General features: G+C 62.2%; 12 protein-coding genes, 1 tRNA gene and 2 pseudogenes. 2 read left to right on the forward strand and 13 right to left on the reverse strand.

All coding sequences use genetic code 11. From position 1 onward, the window contains the following. Positions 1–4: 4 nt before the first annotated feature. Together FB389_RS03235 and FB389_RS10965 are read right to left on the reverse strand one after the other, a co-directional pair. Entirely contained in the window at positions 5–1,465 is a 1,461-nt protein-coding gene (locus FB389_RS03235) for a DUF3375 domain-containing protein (RefSeq protein ID WP_142111330.1), read from the reverse strand. A gap of 39 nt (positions 1,466–1,504) precedes the next feature. Next, positions 1,505–1,765, reverse strand: a complete 261-nt coding sequence (locus tag FB389_RS10965; protein ID WP_425467267.1) for a type II toxin -antitoxin system TacA 1-like antitoxin — start codon at positions 1,763–1,765, stop codon at positions 1,505–1,507. 531 nt (positions 1,766–2,296) lie between these two features. On the opposite strand from FB389_RS10965, the gene FB389_RS03245 reads away from it, so the two are divergent. Next, complete coding sequence (locus tag FB389_RS03245) at positions 2,297–3,301, forward strand: ImmA/IrrE family metallo-endopeptidase (protein WP_142111332.1); 1,005 nt, start codon at positions 2,297–2,299, stop codon at positions 3,299–3,301. Positions 3,302–3,842: 541 nt separating this feature from the next. On the opposite strand, the gene FB389_RS03250 is transcribed toward FB389_RS03245, so the two are convergent. From FB389_RS03250 to FB389_RS03275, 6 genes and pseudogenes are all read right to left on the reverse strand, one after another. Then, entirely contained in the window at positions 3,843–4,574 is a 732-nt protein-coding gene (locus FB389_RS03250; RefSeq protein ID WP_142111333.1) for a YwaF family protein, read from the reverse strand. 11 nt (positions 4,575–4,585) lie between these two features. After that, positions 4,586–5,692, reverse strand: a complete 1,107-nt coding sequence (locus FB389_RS03255) for an Ig-like domain-containing protein (RefSeq protein WP_142111334.1) — start codon at positions 5,690–5,692, stop codon at positions 4,586–4,588. A gap of 176 nt (positions 5,693–5,868) precedes the next feature. Then, complete coding sequence (locus FB389_RS03260; RefSeq protein WP_142111335.1) at positions 5,869–6,216, reverse strand: AAA family ATPase; 348 nt, start codon at positions 6,214–6,216, stop codon at positions 5,869–5,871. Positions 6,217–6,236: 20 nt separating this feature from the next. Further along, positions 6,237–6,815, reverse strand: coding sequence for a type I restriction endonuclease subunit R, EcoR124 family (locus FB389_RS03265; RefSeq protein WP_342776042.1), 579 nt, complete (start codon positions 6,813–6,815; stop codon positions 6,237–6,239). An 11-nt stretch (positions 6,816–6,826) separates the two neighbouring features. Continuing rightward, a pseudogene (locus FB389_RS03270) lies at positions 6,827–8,081 on the reverse strand (IS3 family transposase). A gap of 73 nt (positions 8,082–8,154) precedes the next feature. Beyond that, the gene (locus tag FB389_RS03275; RefSeq protein ID WP_142111336.1) at positions 8,155–9,078 is read right to left on the reverse strand and encodes an Abi family protein; all 924 of its coding nucleotides are present in this window, start codon (positions 9,076–9,078) and stop codon (positions 8,155–8,157) included. A 213-nt stretch (positions 9,079–9,291) separates the two neighbouring features. Here FB389_RS03275 and FB389_RS10970 point away from each other — a divergent pair. Next, positions 9,292–10,160 (forward strand): annotated as a pseudogene (locus FB389_RS10970) (IS1/IS1595 family N-terminal zinc-binding domain-containing protein). A gap of 167 nt (positions 10,161–10,327) precedes the next feature. Here the strand turns inward: FB389_RS10970 and FB389_RS03280 are convergent. The 5 genes from FB389_RS03280 to rsfS all read right to left on the reverse strand — a co-directional run bounded on the left by FB389_RS03280 (position 10,328) and on the right by rsfS (position 15,800). After that, a tRNA-Ala gene (locus FB389_RS03280) sits at positions 10,328–10,400 on the reverse strand. Between the two features lie 292 nt (positions 10,401–10,692). After that, a complete protein-coding gene (locus tag FB389_RS03285; RefSeq protein WP_142111337.1) occupies positions 10,693–11,751 on the reverse strand; it encodes a 2,3-butanediol dehydrogenase in 1,059 nt (352 codons plus the stop codon). 144 nt (positions 11,752–11,895) lie between these two features. After that, positions 11,896–13,773, reverse strand: a complete 1,878-nt coding sequence (locus tag FB389_RS03290; RefSeq protein WP_142111338.1) for an ATP-binding cassette domain-containing protein — start codon at positions 13,771–13,773, stop codon at positions 11,896–11,898. Between the two features lie 915 nt (positions 13,774–14,688). After that, a complete protein-coding gene (locus FB389_RS03295) occupies positions 14,689–15,339 on the reverse strand; it encodes a histidine phosphatase family protein (RefSeq protein ID WP_246043496.1) in 651 nt (216 codons plus the stop codon). Beyond that, positions 15,336–15,800, reverse strand: coding sequence for a ribosome silencing factor (gene rsfS / locus FB389_RS03300; RefSeq protein WP_142111339.1), 465 nt, complete (start codon positions 15,798–15,800; stop codon positions 15,336–15,338). The genes FB389_RS03295 and rsfS overlap by 4 nt, the downstream gene beginning before the upstream one ends. Positions 15,801–15,815: the final 15 nt, after the last annotated feature.

Raw genomic sequence — 15,815 nt, forward strand, 5'->3', positions numbered from 1 at the left:
CGGTTCATCCTCGCTTCACCGTCACTCGGGGTAGCCGTGCCCTCTTCGTTCCGTCCGGCCTGTTCGGGTCCCGGTATTCGAGCACCGAACGCTCGGATTCGTCCATTTCCACGCTGACCTCGTCATCCGTGATGGCCAGGTAGCCCACGATCTCCGCCGCCCCCTGCTCAATCGGGTAGAGCGAGACCACGTCAGTTAGATCCGCCTCGGTGCGCGGAGATAGCAGTCCGCGAATGTTCGCGACTAGCCGTGCCTGATCGATGTAGGTCTGAGTGAAGAGCGCGTCGGCGTCGGCGGCCTGTTTCGCACCCTCGACGTGACTGTCCACGGTGACAGGCGCGGGAACCTTGTAAAGAGGGCGTTCGAATGGCAATGCGATTTCTATTCCCGGCAGATCGATTTCTATCCCGGCCGCGGGTGGGTCCTCGCGCGCGGCCAAGGCGAGCGATTCGATTTCTCGCACCAAGTCCAGCACCCGGCGGTTTTCCAGCCACACCTGGTCATCGAGGAATCGTCGCAGTTGATCGGATATCTGTCTGACAGTGCGCTGGGTGCGCTCGGCCGCTTCGGACCAGTCGTGGTGGATCGTCTGGATACGCGGTTCCACGACGATGCTGTCAAGAGTGGACACCTTGGCCAAGAGATCGGCTAGTTCCTCCTGGCGGGCGTGCGAGAGCAGGAAATCGTAGAAGGCTTGGAAGCTACGTCCCTGGTCAGAACCGGCGATTTGGGACCGTGTCCCGATGAGGTCGCCCAGCAGTTCGCCCTTAGCTCCGTCCCAGGCGGCAATCTTTTCCCGCGCACTGCGATCAAGCTGACGGAAATTCGCTTCCACCTCGCGGAAGTCTGCGAGTAGGTCGCGGGCAGTGGTGGACAGTTGTTGGTAGCGATCACGGATTCCGGTTTCATCCAAGATAGCGACGTCGCCTGCCTCAACCGAGGCGATCTCGGCGTCAATTTCGGCCCGCCGACGGTGCAGTTCGGCAAGTCGCGTCTGCGGGTCGGTTTCGGTCCCGTGTGCGATCTGGCGGAGCAATTCCACCACGGTGTGCAAGCGTGACTCAGTTCCAACGAAGGGTCGTGTCAACAGGGAATTGACCCACTGGTAGGCCTTCTCGAAGGCCGGGGTGACTTCGAAGTGGACCTCCTCGAGTTGCTGCGGATAGAACCGCCGCAGCATTCCCGCGGCTGCCCAGTCGTCCAGGTACGATGTGGCTTCCTTGGGGTAGCGCAGCGGCGCGCGGTCCGCGGCAGCCTCCCCGGTTCGGCCAAGGTCCACTCGCGTGTTCAGGTCGTAAAGATGATCGTCGAGGGCGGCAGCTATCTGGCTAACGGGCGCCGCCCCGCGGTTGTCATCGACGAAGAAGGAACCGAGGAACGACAGGATGAGGAGTGCGTTATCCGCACGCAGCACGCGCCAGGCAGCGCTGTGCTCACGCAGTCTCTCCAGTGAATCGTGGTCCATGACCATGAGTCTATGGGCGTCCACCGACATACCCTTACCTCAAGCCCCCCGCGAAGCCCGCACCAAGGCGAATTGTGCGCCCCGCAGTGCTGCGCTTGCGCCCGCTGGGTCAGCCCGGGAGCCGCCAGCGCGGCATCGAGTTGATCGCCTTTCTTCAAGCGACAGGCGCAAGAGCAGATCCTCCATGAGAACGGACCGCGCGAGGTCCAGCGCCGCCCCCAGCACGAATGAGGTCACGTCTTGGGACTGTGCGCAAGCCGCTTCGCGGAGGGTGTCAAGCGCCTCTGGAGTAATACGCATGTTGAGCCGCGCGGGACGATCGGTCGCGGCACTCGAAGATGTCGGTGTAGTCACAGTGTTTCTCTAATCTGCGCCTCGCGATTTTGGTCTCTGATGTCTTGAGCCAGTCGTCAAGGACGAGTTCTCCCGAGTGACATTCGCTGTGCTTGACTATTGATTTCTCAAACGAACGGATAACGATCATCGATCGCCTTCACTCGTCGAGCATCACGAATGCTGAGGGCCCTCCGATGCGCTCCGCGCGCACCCCGCCTAGGACAAGGTTGCCTGCCGGATCCGCAGGGTTTCCGCTCTGCCTCCAAAGTGGCCGCGCGCATCAGCTACCCGAGCTTTCACCTTCGATCCCGTGAAACGACCCACCCGCGCTCGGAATGTAGGCGCCCATGCTGCGACGGGGCACTCGTCCATATGCGATGTTTGCTGCGCGCCCCCGCACCTGAATGTCAGAGGGTCGCGGGAGCATGAGTGCGTTGGGCGGCTATTTGGAGGACAGTTGTTCCTCCGGCCGCGGGCACCCGAAAGGAACTGACCATGGGCTATGAGCATCAGGGCAGGCTCGACTTCGATGCGACACCTCTGGAAGATCCGAGCCAGATCACAGCGGGCGAACCTGCCGATTTCACCGCGGAAAGCGCGCAGGCTTCCATCGACGCGCTGGTTTCGGGGACGAGCACCTTTAGTGACCCAGCCGACTTCCGCGATTTGATCCGATTTGCGGCCCAGTTCCGGGGGTATTCGCCCTTTAACCGCATGCTGATTCAAATCCAGGACCGCGGCGCGCACTTCGTGGCAACCGACGCGGTGTGGAAACGCCGGTTCAATCGGCGTGTTCGCAGCGACGCGCGAGCAATCGTTTTGTTGCAGCCCCGCGGCCCCGTGCTCATCGTCTTCGACGTGCGCGGCACCGAACCGATCGATGAGACCACGCCGGCGCTCCCCCCGGAGGTGGTGAATCCCACCAAAGTCACCTACTGCATGTCCGAAGGAGAATTATTTGAACGCTGGATGAATACAATCCATAACGCTGCACGCGATGGGATCCGCGTGACCCTCGCCGATCAGGCGACCTGCTACTGCGGCAGCGCCAGGTACATCGGTATGAATTGCCCCGAGGTGGTGACCCGTCAGGTGCAGACCCAATCTCCCAAGCTCAGGCGCACAGAGCGCTTCCAGGTGTACTACGAGGTCACGATCAATAAGAACCTGCCGCTCAAGGACCAGTATTCGACCCTGGTGCACGAGCTGGCGCACATATTCTGCGGGCATACCGGAACGCATAACGCAAAACTGTGGCCAGACCGGAGCGTTATGCCGCACGAGGTAGTGGAAACCGAAGCGGAATCCGTTGCCCACATGCTGCTATTCAAGATCGACTCGAATGTGCAAATGGGCGATTACCTCCAAGGACACCTCGACAAGGAAGGACGGGTCCCGCCAGGCGTCAGCCTCAACGCGATGATGCGGGCCGCGGGAGAGATCGAAAGGATGGGCAACGGGCACCTAACCAAGCGCCGCGACCCAAAGGATGGTAAGTGACCGCAGTGGCGGGCCGCCCGGTCCCCGACGGACCGCATCGTGCTGATCTCGATCCGACCGGGCGCAGCCCTTCGACGGGCCCGAGCCCGCGCGGCCGCCCTGTGAGTCCCGCACGCTGACAAAAGCGAACGAGTTCACTGAAGCGATCCGAGTATCGCTGGCGAATTCGACGGCTGGCTCGCTCTTTGATTGCCCCTTCGGACGCCCAGCCCAACTTAGCGCCTACAAGCCTCAGCAACAGCTCGACGCCAAATCCGGGCCCCTCCTGGGCGGCCACCGAGCCCACGCCAGTCGGCCTTACGCCCACAGATTCGCGAATATGAATAGTGCCGGTCGCGGTTGATCCATTTGAGGCCAAGACCTACCTTTTGCACCACCGAAGGACCGAAATGGATTGAGTTCCTGCTACCGCCACCTACGGGTCTTTCCACGGTGTGGCCGACGGGGATCCGAAATCCTGCCAACCCCTCACAATAACCAAGACATCAGCGGGGCGAACGAGCCCCAGATGGTTCGCTTGATCGATCACCTGAGTGATCGATCATCCAGACCGACGTGTATCCCACCGCCGCAGCGCCCAATCGCCCGCAAACCAGGCCAGCAGCCCAACCACCAGAACGGTCAGCGCCGAAGCCAACGTGGCAATGATCCGCGCAGCCCCGGTGTAGTGCGTCAGAAATGTGAAGATCCCCCCCGGGTTACGAGAAACGAACATGTAGTCGGCTCCCCAGCGTGCGTTTGCGTACAGCGACGGTGGCACCAGCACCGCGGTCGCCACGATGACCGGTATCAGAGACCCCCACGAAGGGCGCACGCCTTCTCCGGCCCAGACCTCCAGCCCCAGCAGCACGAGTTGGATGTGAAACGTCAGTGTGTATAGCGGCGCAGGGTGCGGCAGCGCGTACCCGAACGTGTCGGGTAGCAATAATGTCACCACGCCCCCCAGGAACGCCCAGTAGAACACGATCTGTCCGATCCACCGGCGCTTCCACAACACCCACGCGAGCCCCGCAAAGATCGACGCGTCACAGGTATAGAGCGGCAAAAGATCCCCACCATGCGCAAATCCTGTGCGCAGGGCCCAGGCTACCCAGGCGGCGTGCACCACAACCATGGAGGCAACAATCCACACATCCAGCCACACCCGACGGGCCGACGTTCGGAATAGCAGCAGGTTTACGCAGGCGAGCAATGCGATGCCTAGAACGATCAGGTGTTGCGGACCGAACTGCTGCCATAGCGGGGGCGTGGCATAGGTGATCCCTGCCGGCATCACCGTCGTGATCAGCGTTTCTTGACCTTTACCTTGACGACGGCACGCTTTGCTCCGTCACGCGTGGTAGCCGTGATGGTCGCTTTACCGACGCGCTTCGCGGTGATCTTGCCGCCCTTGGATACCTTTGCGACGCGCGTATTCGACGACGTCCACGTCACCTTCTTGTCACTCGCATTGGAGGGCGTCACCTTCGCCTTGATTTTGATGGTCCGCTTATTCTTTTTTAGTCGCAGCGTGACCTTTTTCTTCGACAGTTTGACCTTCTTGACTGCGACGTACGGCTGCTTCTTGGCAATCTTGATCGAAAACTTGCCCGTCGTCTTCCCGGCTACCATAACTTGGAACAGGCCATCGAACGGAATCTTGTAATCCGCTATCTGAGCTGTGCCGTTCCAATCGGATTTGTACGTCAGCTGATTTCGGAATGAGTCATATAGGGTGACGGTGGCTTCGGTGTCAGTAACTTTTTTGAAAGTGATCGTAACCGTGTCGCCCTTGCGAGCGTTGAACGCGACACCATCGGAGTAGTTGGTGTACTTACCCGAGATCCGCCGAGTGCTCTTGTCGGTGAATTCGCCTTTCGTCGTCGAGCCAAGTGAGACAATCTTCAAAGTGTTCGGGATCGTGAAGGCGTACAGGCCGTAGACTAGTTGGTAATTGCTGCCCACGACGAGAGTGTACCTGCCAGAGCGTAGGACCGGGGTGACGCCAAGCCCGACGGTGTCGTCGTTCTCGACGGAGAAGTTGGCCCAGTCGGAGGAATTGGCACTGCTCGAAACAACATCCGTTTCGGTTTTGAATGAGTCATAGAGCTTCAGCGTGAGACTGTTGGTCGGGTTGATCGTCTGGAACTGCACTACGGAGCCAGCAGAGAGCGTCACATTGTAGCTTGCGCAGTAGTCAGCGAAGTCACACGACGGCAGCGCCTTGGTTATGGAGGCTTGCGGCACGTCCAGTAGCTTCGTCACACCGGCAATTGCGCTGTCGGCGGCCTGCGGCGGAGCGGCAAGGAGCGCCCCGACTGCCAGGACTGTCACCGCAAGGCTCGCGGTCATGAATGTCCACCGGCGACGCAGGCGAGCGGACGGCTCGGCGGTCGGGACGACTTCAGACATAACAATCCTCACAGTGCAGACAACATTTACCCTTGAATATACTCAAGGCACTTTGTTCTGTCCAAGGGCGCGGGACAAAGCACTGGGGAGTGAGCTTGCGCAGCAATTGTCGCGCTCTGACTTCGTTTGGTCTTCGCGTTCCCTAAGTTTGCTCGCCAGTTCCTTGCGGAGCGTTTCTAGCTGGCGCTCTGCGTCGGCGGGCTTTCTCCGATTGTCAGCAAGTCGGGCACATCAGCGCTACCCGCGGTGAAGTTGCGGCTACGTGCAACATAATGCTCGCTAAAGACGTGGATTCGATCAACCAAATCGTCGTCGTTGCCTCCCATCGTTTGCACTACGTCGTCGTCAATTGACAAAGAGAAACGTCGAAATCCTACGGCGTCTACCGCATTTCGTAGTCCGTCAAAGGCCCCGGCCAGCGAGGTCTTGCCTGTACCGTTCGGTCCATAGATGACGTTGATACGTGCGAGGTCGGGCAGCTTCGTGTCCCACTGGTAATTCTCGAAGAATCCACAGTTCTTCATCCACTCGATTCGCTGCTGCGTCAGTCTCCGCCCCCGGCACCCAGCCCGAAGAACCGTTCGAAGAACGCGCCGAGCCTGTGGATCATGCGTTGTTTCTTCTCGCCGTGGCCGCCGCCTGCGGCGAACCGCGACACCGGCGGCAGTATCTTCGTGATCGTGGTGCCGCTGGTGCGCAGTTGTCCGTCTCGGAACGCGGTCTCGACGAATACGCGGGTCGCTTCGGGGCGCAGGCTCTCATCGGTGATGATCGTGTCTAGTTCGGCCTCACACTTGGCGGTGATGAACGCGTTCCATTCCTGATCGATCTCACCGTCCACCGAGAGTGAGTCGACGAAATCCTCGATGAGGTCCTTCTTGTTGCGCAGGGTCGGGCTGGCGTCCACGGCGCGGGTGATCTCGGCGCGGATCTCTTTATCGTCTCCGTCCCCGCGCTGGGCGCGGTACTTGGCCACGAGCATGAGGATGTAGTCGACGTTGATCTCGACCTGCTTGATCAACTCGATCTCGAAGACGACGTCGTCGTCGATCTGTTCCTTGTCGGCGTCCTTGTCCTTGCGGAATTCCGCGTACAGGTCGAGGTGAAGCGCCCTGGGTTTAATGGAGGCTCAGTTCATTTGATTTCAACCAGTTCTTTGGCGCTGGCAACACCAGCATAGAACGTGGCCTCGAACTCTGCAGGCGTCACGTCGCCGAGGTATCCATGGAGGCGCTGAGTGTTGTGCCAGTACACCCAGCCCAGCGTCGCGAGTTCGAGATCATCAATCGTTTTCCACGGCCCAGACTTCGCTGGCCCGCGCACCACCTCAGCCTTGTAATACCCGGTCACCGTCTCAGCGAGAGCGTTGTCGTAGCTGTCGCCGACAGTCCCGATCGAGGGCGTCGCCCCGATCTCTGCGATGCGTTCCCCGTAACGAATAGACGTGAATTGGCTCCCCGCATCGCTATGGCAGCGCAGCTCCGGGAGATGCTTCCCGCGTGACCAGCGCGCCATCTCGATCGCATCCAGCACCGTCTCGGTCTTCATATTCGACGCGCACCGCCACCCTACGATCGCGCGACTATACGCGTCGATGATGAAGCACATGTAGGCGACGCCCTGCCACGTCGGCACGAACGTCAGGTCGGTCACCCACAATTGGTTCAGCGCATCGGCCTTGAAGACCCGGTTCACGAGATCAGGATGCCTCGGCATCCTAGGGTCAGGCTTCGTAGTCTTCACCCGCTTCTCACGGCGTGCTCCCTCGATCTTGAGCACTTTCATCAGCCTGGCAACCTGATCACGACCGATATTGATGCCTGACCGCTGCGCTGCTTTCCAGAGCTTGCGCACTCCATAAACCGAGTAGTTCGATTCCCAGATCTTGAGCAGCATGGGCGCGACCTCTGCATCTCTGATTTGACGAGCAGAGGCTGGTCTGCTGTTCGCGGCATAGTACGTGGACGGGGCCACCTGCAGAACCTTGCAGATGCGCTCGACCCCGAGCCTTCGGCCGGCCACGATATCGTCTTTGTTCTGGTTGATGAATGTGACTACATCTTGTGTTGGCGGTCGAGCTCCACCCCGAAGAAAGACGCCGCACGCTTGAGGATTTCATTCGCGCGTTTGAGTTCACGCACCTCTTGCTCGAGTTCTCGCATGCGAGCTTGCTCGTTGGTCGTAACTCCGGCTTTTACACCGTCATCGATGTCGGCCTGGCGCACCCAGGAGCGCACAGACTCAACGCCGTAGCCGAGCTGCTCGGCCACACGCGTGACGTCGTTCCTTGGCTGGTGCCAAGCTCGGCCCGGAGCGTACGCACCATCCTGACCGCTGCAGCTTTCTCTCCAGCGGAGTAGCGGCGTCCCTTGTTCTTGTGTTGGGGCATGAGTCCATTCTCGTTCCATAACTCTGGAGTCTCCAACAAACCCAGGGCGCTTCAGCCCTACGGCTTGCGTACGTTAGCGCAGGGACCAGAGGTCAGAGTTCTGCCAGCCCTCGAGTGCACCGATTCGCTTGAACGGTACGATCTCGTTCTCTGGGTATGTCACCAACAAGGCCGGTAAGTCGGTGGCTGCTGACAGATTCAGCTCATGGTGCAGATACTGGATCAGCGTGAGTTGGGTGAAAACACGGTTCTCGCTGCCTTTAGCAACAGCCAGCCGTGAATCGTCACTGAGCCTTGGTTTGATATCGAAAACACGGTTGAACAGCCGGGCATGGTGCGCGGAGTAGTTCCGCACGATATTCAATGACTTCAACCAAGACTCAAGTTGTGGCGCTCTTAACCCACACGCGTCAGCTACTGGGTTTCGTGCGCGCCCTGGTGCCATGCCATAGAGATGAGAAAGGGTGCCCCAGTCCATCACTTCGACAGCCGCCCAGATCGGCAGCTTGCCACCGTACATGTTCTCGTGATGGGCAACGAAATCTTCGCGTGAAGTAAGCAGCGCCGTCTCGTATTTCTTCAACCACACTTCGTAGCGAGTGTCGCCCTGCTTCGAAACGACCTGATGGGCGGGCGCTCCCAGCAGTTCCGGTTTCAAGTGGATGAATGGATCTATTGCACCGAGTTCGTGCCCGAGTAGTGCCCGAACTGCCAGCTCGATCCGCGCAAGCGAACCTAAAGCGACATGTCGGAGTTGCTCGTCGAACAAATACAGCTCGTGAACAAGATTGAATGACGCACCCGGACGAAACTCATCCAGACTCTGCCCCGTGGCGGGATCAAATCTCCGCATGGGGTGCCAGTAGCCAGAGAGACGATAGTAGTTGAGCTGGCGCAGCAGCGCTTCTGCTGAGGCTGGGTCTTCGATGGTCATGCCGCGCTGTTCAAGAAGCGCAAGCTGCTGCGCGTATGTCTTGAACTGCTTGGATTCTGCCATCGTAACCGCCTGGGAAGAAAAACGAGGACCGGCCCTGGACTCCCACCGAAGCGGGCAGCGGAACCGGTCTTGTTACCCATAAAACTAGCACAGACGCGACCACAAATGAAGACCGACTCTGGGGTTATAGGCCAGATCGTGTGGATGGGATCTGCTGGGAGCGTTGGGATGTAAGGGCTGCGGGGGTGTTGTTATGCCCTTGGACCCTTAGGTGTGACTGGTGCTTCGAATTCGACGCGTTGTGGTGTATGTGGTGCGGGCCTGATCAAGAACGGTCGCACGGCCGCGGGCATGCAGCGGTGGATCTGTCCACGGTGCAAAGCCTCCAGCGTCCGCCGACGCCCTGATGTGACCCGGGTAGGGCAACTCGAGGCGTTCGTAAGCCGGTTGACAAGTAAGGGTTCTCAAAGCGAGGTGGGGTCCTCGGCCAGGACTTTTCGGCGCACCCATCGGTGGTGTTGGAACGTGGAACCAGTGATCTCTGCCACCGCAGGGGTCCTCGATGAGATCTAAGTCGATGGGACCTACCTGCATGGCGGGTGGTGCTTGCTGGTGGCCGTCAACGGTCGTGATGGCACGGTGCTGGCCTGGCAGTGGTGCGACACCGAAAAGAAGGCCGCCTGGAAGGCCTTGCTCGAGCAGGTCCCTCCCCCGTGTGTGGTCGGCACTGACGGGGGTTCAGGGCTGACCTCAGCGCTCCGTGAGTGCTGGCCCGCCTCGCGGGTCAAGGAGCGCTCTTCATTTACCTCCAAGAAGAACTCGACGGGCTCGCGATCAACTCCACGACCGACATCATCGAAGGCGGCACCAACGCCGGCCTCAAAGCCCTGCTGCGCCAACACCGGGGAATGCCAGCCGACCACTGACGTCGCGCGTGTGAATGGTGGTGCTACCAACACTCCACCAATCCCGTACCACCACGAACCCTGATCAGGCCCGAACACACCCAGCCATCAAGGCCAGGACGCAACTCCACAAGGCACAACGAAAACGATCACCCCAAACCAGCGGAATACGACACTAACCCCACCGCTGAAGAAGGCCTCTCGGCCAGAAAAGGATGGGCCGCACGAAGTCACTAGCCCCCGCCCGAAAAGCGAAGAAAATCCCCATCAAACCACCCGCGACACGCCCAACCCATCCACACGTTTTGGCCTATAACCCCAACACAGGCGCCACCGCGGATACAGCGAAGGGCCCCGGAAACCGGGGCCCTTCGCTTACGAGTTACGTCTCAACCGTTACTCCGTGGAGCTAAGGGGACTCGAACCCCTGACCCCCTGCATGCCATGCAGGTGCGCTACCAGCTGCGCCATAGCCCCAACCTCGCCGCGCGGGCAAGATCCAACCCGCACCGCGGGCCGCGTAACACTCTAGCCGATAACAGCGATCAAATGCCAATCGCGGCCCGCGCACCGCGAACCCCACCGACGGAGCGCGGCGGGCGCGCGGATTAACGCGCGACGGGCGCGCGGATTAGAGCGCGGCGGGCGCGCGGGTGACACGCATCAAGGAAACGCTTCCCGGTTCCCCCGCGCCACCGCACCGATGTCGTACTACTGAGGGGAGGGTGCGCGGGCCTCGTCCGTAAAATCACAGCGAAACCGCGGCGCCTCACATTTCGGCGATGATCTTGACCTGCGTGTCCTTGTTGGCTGCTAGGAACTCATACCCGTCGCGCACAATATCCTGCGCCTTGATCCGCTTGGTAATGAACTGCGAAAGGTCGATCTTGCCATCTTGGACCAGCTTGATCATCCGCTCGTGGTCATTGCAGTACCCCATGGTTCCGCCGATGTTGCGCTCCAGGTACAGCAGCGAACCCATGTCGAGCGTTGGATTGTGGCTAAACAGCGCGATCACTTGCAGCCTCCCGCCCGGACGCAACGCGTCCAACAGGGCATCGAAGACGACCGGCACCCCGGCACATTCCAGCGCCACATCGGCCCCGGCGCCGCCGGTCAACTCCATGACCCGCGCGTGCAGGTCTTCCTTGGCGGGGTCAACAACGTAGTCGGCAACGCCGCTGGACAAGGCCTTGTCCTTGCGGGCCTGCGAGACCTCGGAAACGATCGTGGTAACCCCGATTGCCTTCAAGACCGCGGCCGCCAGCAACCCGATCGGCCCCGCCCCTCCCACGACCGCCACGTCGCCAGCCTTAGCCCCCGACAGCCGCACGCCGTGGCCAGCAACCGACAGCGGTTCGATCAAGGCCGCCTGATCAAGGGGGATGTCACCGATGTGGTGCACCCACCTTTGCTCGACAACGATCGCCTCCGATAGGCCGCCGCCGCGCCCCGATATCCCAATGAATCCCATCTTCTCGCAACAGTTGTACATCCCCGCCTTACATGCCGGGCACTGCCCACACACCATGAACGGCTCAACGACGACGTGATCGCCAACGGACAGGCCGCTCACATCGTCGGCCACTTCGGTGACGACGCCGGAAAACTCGTGCCCAAACACGACCGGAAGCGTCTCACCCGATAGTGGGTGCGGTTGGGAATCCGTGGGCGCCGGGGGGATTGGCCCCTCGAAGTAAAGGTGCAGGTCGGACCCGCAGATACCGCACCACGCTGGCTTGATTTTGACGGTTCCGGGTTGCAGAACGGGGTCCGGGACGTCCTCGTAACGCACGTCCTGCTTACCGTAATACCGAATGGCCTTCATCGTGACCTCCTCATCACGGCGGCGCGTGTGCCCGCATCGCGGCCCGCCCCGGCAAACGCGGCACCACCACACCGTCGAGGTCGGACCAAACGGGCCATCGGGGATCTATCCCGATTTTCCGCCTGATTCCACTTTACGCCGACTTCAGCCGTTTTGCGGGGGCCAGTCGAGGTTGATTCGCTGCCCCGTCCACGCGCTTTGCAACCACGGGTCGTGCGACGCTACGACCAGCGCGCCCGGCCAGTCCTGGAACGCGATCACCAGGTCATCGATCAGCGGAATCGACAGATGGTTCGTCGGTTCGTCAAGCAGCAATACGTCTGGGTTTTGGCTGATCACCATGGCCAAAAGCACGCGTCGCTGCTGCCCGATCGACAGTTCCCGCACGGGCCTATCCGCATCGCGTGGCGCAATCAGTGCGCCCAGGTTTTGCGCCGACGAGGCCCCCTCCCCCGCCGCCAGCTCCACCAGGACGCGCGCGCTTCGCGACTCTGCTCCAAGGGGTGTTTCTTGTTCCAGTAGCCCGACGCGCACGCGCTCCGCGCGCCCCACCACCCCGGTGCTGCCAGGCGGCAGCTCATCGCCCGCAAGCGCATGCAGCAGCGTCGACTTTCCGGTCCCATTCGCGCCCGTGATGAGCAAACGCGTGCCCGCCATGACCGCTACGCGGTCCCCGGTGGAGGCCCGCAGATCCAATCTGGGCGCGGCGATTCCGGGGATCAGCAGGTCGTCGGCCCACAGCAGTGTGCGCGATTGTGCACCCGCGGGCTGTCGCGCGGCCCGCGCTTCCGCCGGTCGAGCGGCCCGCGCAGCGGAGGCATCGAGGCCACCACCCCCAGCCCCTGACTCCGACACGCGCCCACGGCGCACTCGGTCACCGCCGAACCCGTCACCCGCGGGTTCCAACTGCAATCTGAGTTGCGAAGGCGGTCGCGGCACTTGGGCCGCCTCCAGCGCGACCAGTTTCGATTCAACGGACCTCACCCGCTTAGACACCTCGGCTTCGGTGCGAGCCGCCCGATACTTGGTAACGAATTTGTCGTTGTCGGTAGCGGCACGCCGGTGCGAGACCCGCCGCGCCGCAGTCCCCGACGCCCTACGCAGCCGCCCCAGCTCGGCCTGTTCCTCTTCGTAGCGCACCTGCCAAGCGGCTCGTTTCGCCCGCTTGTCCTGCAGGTACTGCTCTATCGTTCCGCCGTACCAGATGCCGCCGTCCCCGGCGGGCCGGCCCGGGCGCAGCTCGTCGGGCAGCCGGTGTGCGCCCCGCCCCACGGCGACCTGGTCCAGATCCACGATCGCGGTAGCGGCTTGTCCGATGAAAGCACGATCGTGGCTGGCAAACAGCACGGGGCCCGGCCAGTCGCTTATCACGGACGCCAGATATTCGCACGCGGGTTGGTCGAGGTGGTTGGTGGGCTCGTCCATAATCAGTCCGCACGGACGCCAGGCCAGCGTCAACACCAGTGCGAGGCGGCGGCGTTGACCGCCTGAAAGGCTCCGCAGAGTCCGCGCGGGCGCAATTTCCGCAAGCCCCAGCCCAGCCAGCATTGCCCCCAAATCGGCGTCGCTAGTCCACGCCCGCAGCGCGTCGGCGCGGTCGATCGCTGTTGCCAGTCTACGTTCCGCGATCGCGTCGCCGGGCCGGGTGGCGATCATGGACGAGGCCCGCTCCACCTCGCGCACGGCCTCACGCGCGGGCGCAAGCGCCGCGTCGAGCGCGTCACCGAAGGTATCCCAGGCAAGTTCGTCGACTTCCTGCGGCAGGTATCCGACCTGCGGTCGCAACACGGTACCCGCGTCGGGACTGAGGGCACCGACTGCCGCCCTGAGCAGCGTCGACTTCCCGGATCCATTTTCGCCGATCAACGCGACCGTCGCACCGGGGCCGACGGTGAATGTGACGTCGGCGAGGGCGCGGCGAATGCCGGCGAGGGTGGCAAAACTATGGGAAAGGCTTGCGATCTGGATCGCCGGCGATGGTGGATCTGATGCGGGGACCAAAAGTTGAGGGATGTGGGGCATGACGCGGCTCCGGCCTTGTGAAGGGGTAGGGGTTTCGGCGCGCGTCAGTTATCCATACGTCCCAGGCTACGTCATCTGCCGCTCGCCGGTCGAGTGGCGTGCGTTTCCGCCCGTTCGTTGGCGTGCGTTTCCGCCCGTTCGTTGGCGTGCGTTTCCGCCGAGCGCGCCCCTTTCAGTCACACACCCCGCAGAAAACCCCGCACTCGAACCAAACCACCGCACTCGGCGTCCCCGGGCACCCCCGCAAGCGCCGACCGCGCCCCTTTCAGTCAAAACCCCTGCTCAAACCGGCGCACTCGGACCAAAACCCCGCACTCGGCGTCCCCGGGCACCCCCGCAAGCGCCGACCGCGCCCCTTTCAGTCACACACCCCGCAGAAAACCCCGCACTCGAACCAAACCACCGCACTCGGCGTCCCCGGACACCCCCACGCGCGCCCAGCGCGCCCCTTTCAGTCACACACCCCGCAGAAAACCCCGCACTCGAACCAAACCACCGCACTCGGCGTCCCCGGACACCCCCACGCGCGCCGACCGCGCCCCTTTCAGTCACACACCCCGCAGAAAACCCCGCACTCGAACCAAACCACCGCACTCGGCGTCCCCGGACACCCCCACGCGCGCCGACCGCGCCCCTTTCAGTCACACACCCCGCAGAAAACCCCGCACTCGAACCAAACCACCGCACTCGGCGTCCCCAGGCACCCCCACGCGCGCCGACCGCGCCCCTTTCAGTCAAAACCACTGCGGCCAAGTGGCGTGCGTAGCGGGCGTATCGATACCAAGCCTGCGGTGGGTGGTCTCGGCACACGCCTTTGGCGGACTCGATCAACGGTGGGGCCCAGCCCTCAGCAAACAATGAAGAACGCAAAGCCCCAGCACTCAGCGAACAATGAAGGACGCGATGCCCCAGCCCTCAGTGAACGTTGAAGGCGGTGAGGCGCCAGTCGGGCATCGCTTCCGGGCGCGACCTTTCCAAACGGGCCCAGTGCACGTTGTTCATGCCGGTGAGCCCGCGCCAAGCTGACGCCTGCAGGCCGAGCATGTTGGTGATCCCGGCGGAAATGGCGGCGCCGTGCGAAACAACGACGAGCACGCCACCATCGACGGTTTGCGCAGCGTGATCCCGCAGGGCCTCGGCGATGCGCGCGGCGGCATCGTCGCGCGGTTCGGCGCCGATGATCGGCGAATCCATTCCGGCCCGCCAGCGGGCAAACTCTTCGGGGAATTCCTCGGCGAGTTCGGTGCCGGACTTGCCTTCCCAACTGCCGAACCCGCGTTCACGCAACCGTTCGTCCACGATCGGCTCAATGCCTGTCGCCGCGGTGTACGCGGCGGCGGTCTGGCGCGCACGCGTCAGGTCCGAGGTCACAAACCTATCGGCGCGGTACTGCTGCGCCAGGGCCGCCATGCCCACGGCCGCTTGCTCAAGACCGGCCTCATCGAGTTCGATGTCCACCTGCCCTTGCAGGCGACCCTCCGCGTTGTAGTGGGTGCGGCCGTGCCGCACAAGGATGATCTTCGCGGCGCCCTGCTCCTGCCACGCTTGCGCGGCCAGGCTGCTCACTCGGCAGCTCCGGGTTCCTCGCCGCCTGCCTGGTACGTGCCGGCGTAGAAGCCGAATTGGTCGTAGTCGTCGTACTCAGAAGTATCCCCGTCACCGCCGCGCGCGTCCTCGGGTAATTCCACCTCGGGGCAGTCTTTCCACAGGCGTTCGAGAGCATAAAACTCGCGGTCCGCCTCCTGCTGGACGTGCACCACAATGTCGCCGAAGTCCAGCAGCACCCAGTGTGCCTCCGCCAGTCCCTCGCGGCGGATGGGTTTCGCCCCGAGCTTGTGCAACGCCTCTTCTACGGCATCGACGATCGCCTTCACCTGGCGCTGGTTGCGCCCCGATGCGATCACGAACACGTCAGTCAGCACCAAGACTTCAGACACGTCCAGGGCGATGACCTGCTGTGCCTTCTTCTCGGATGCCGCACGCGCGGCGGCAATGGTCAGTTCAATGGCGCGATCGGTCGCAGTCACAGGTGTACCTCAATG

The sequence above is a fragment of the Rarobacter incanus genome (genome assembly GCF_006715765.1).
GTDB lineage: Bacteria > Actinomycetota > Actinomycetes > Actinomycetales > Cellulomonadaceae > Rarobacter > Rarobacter incanus.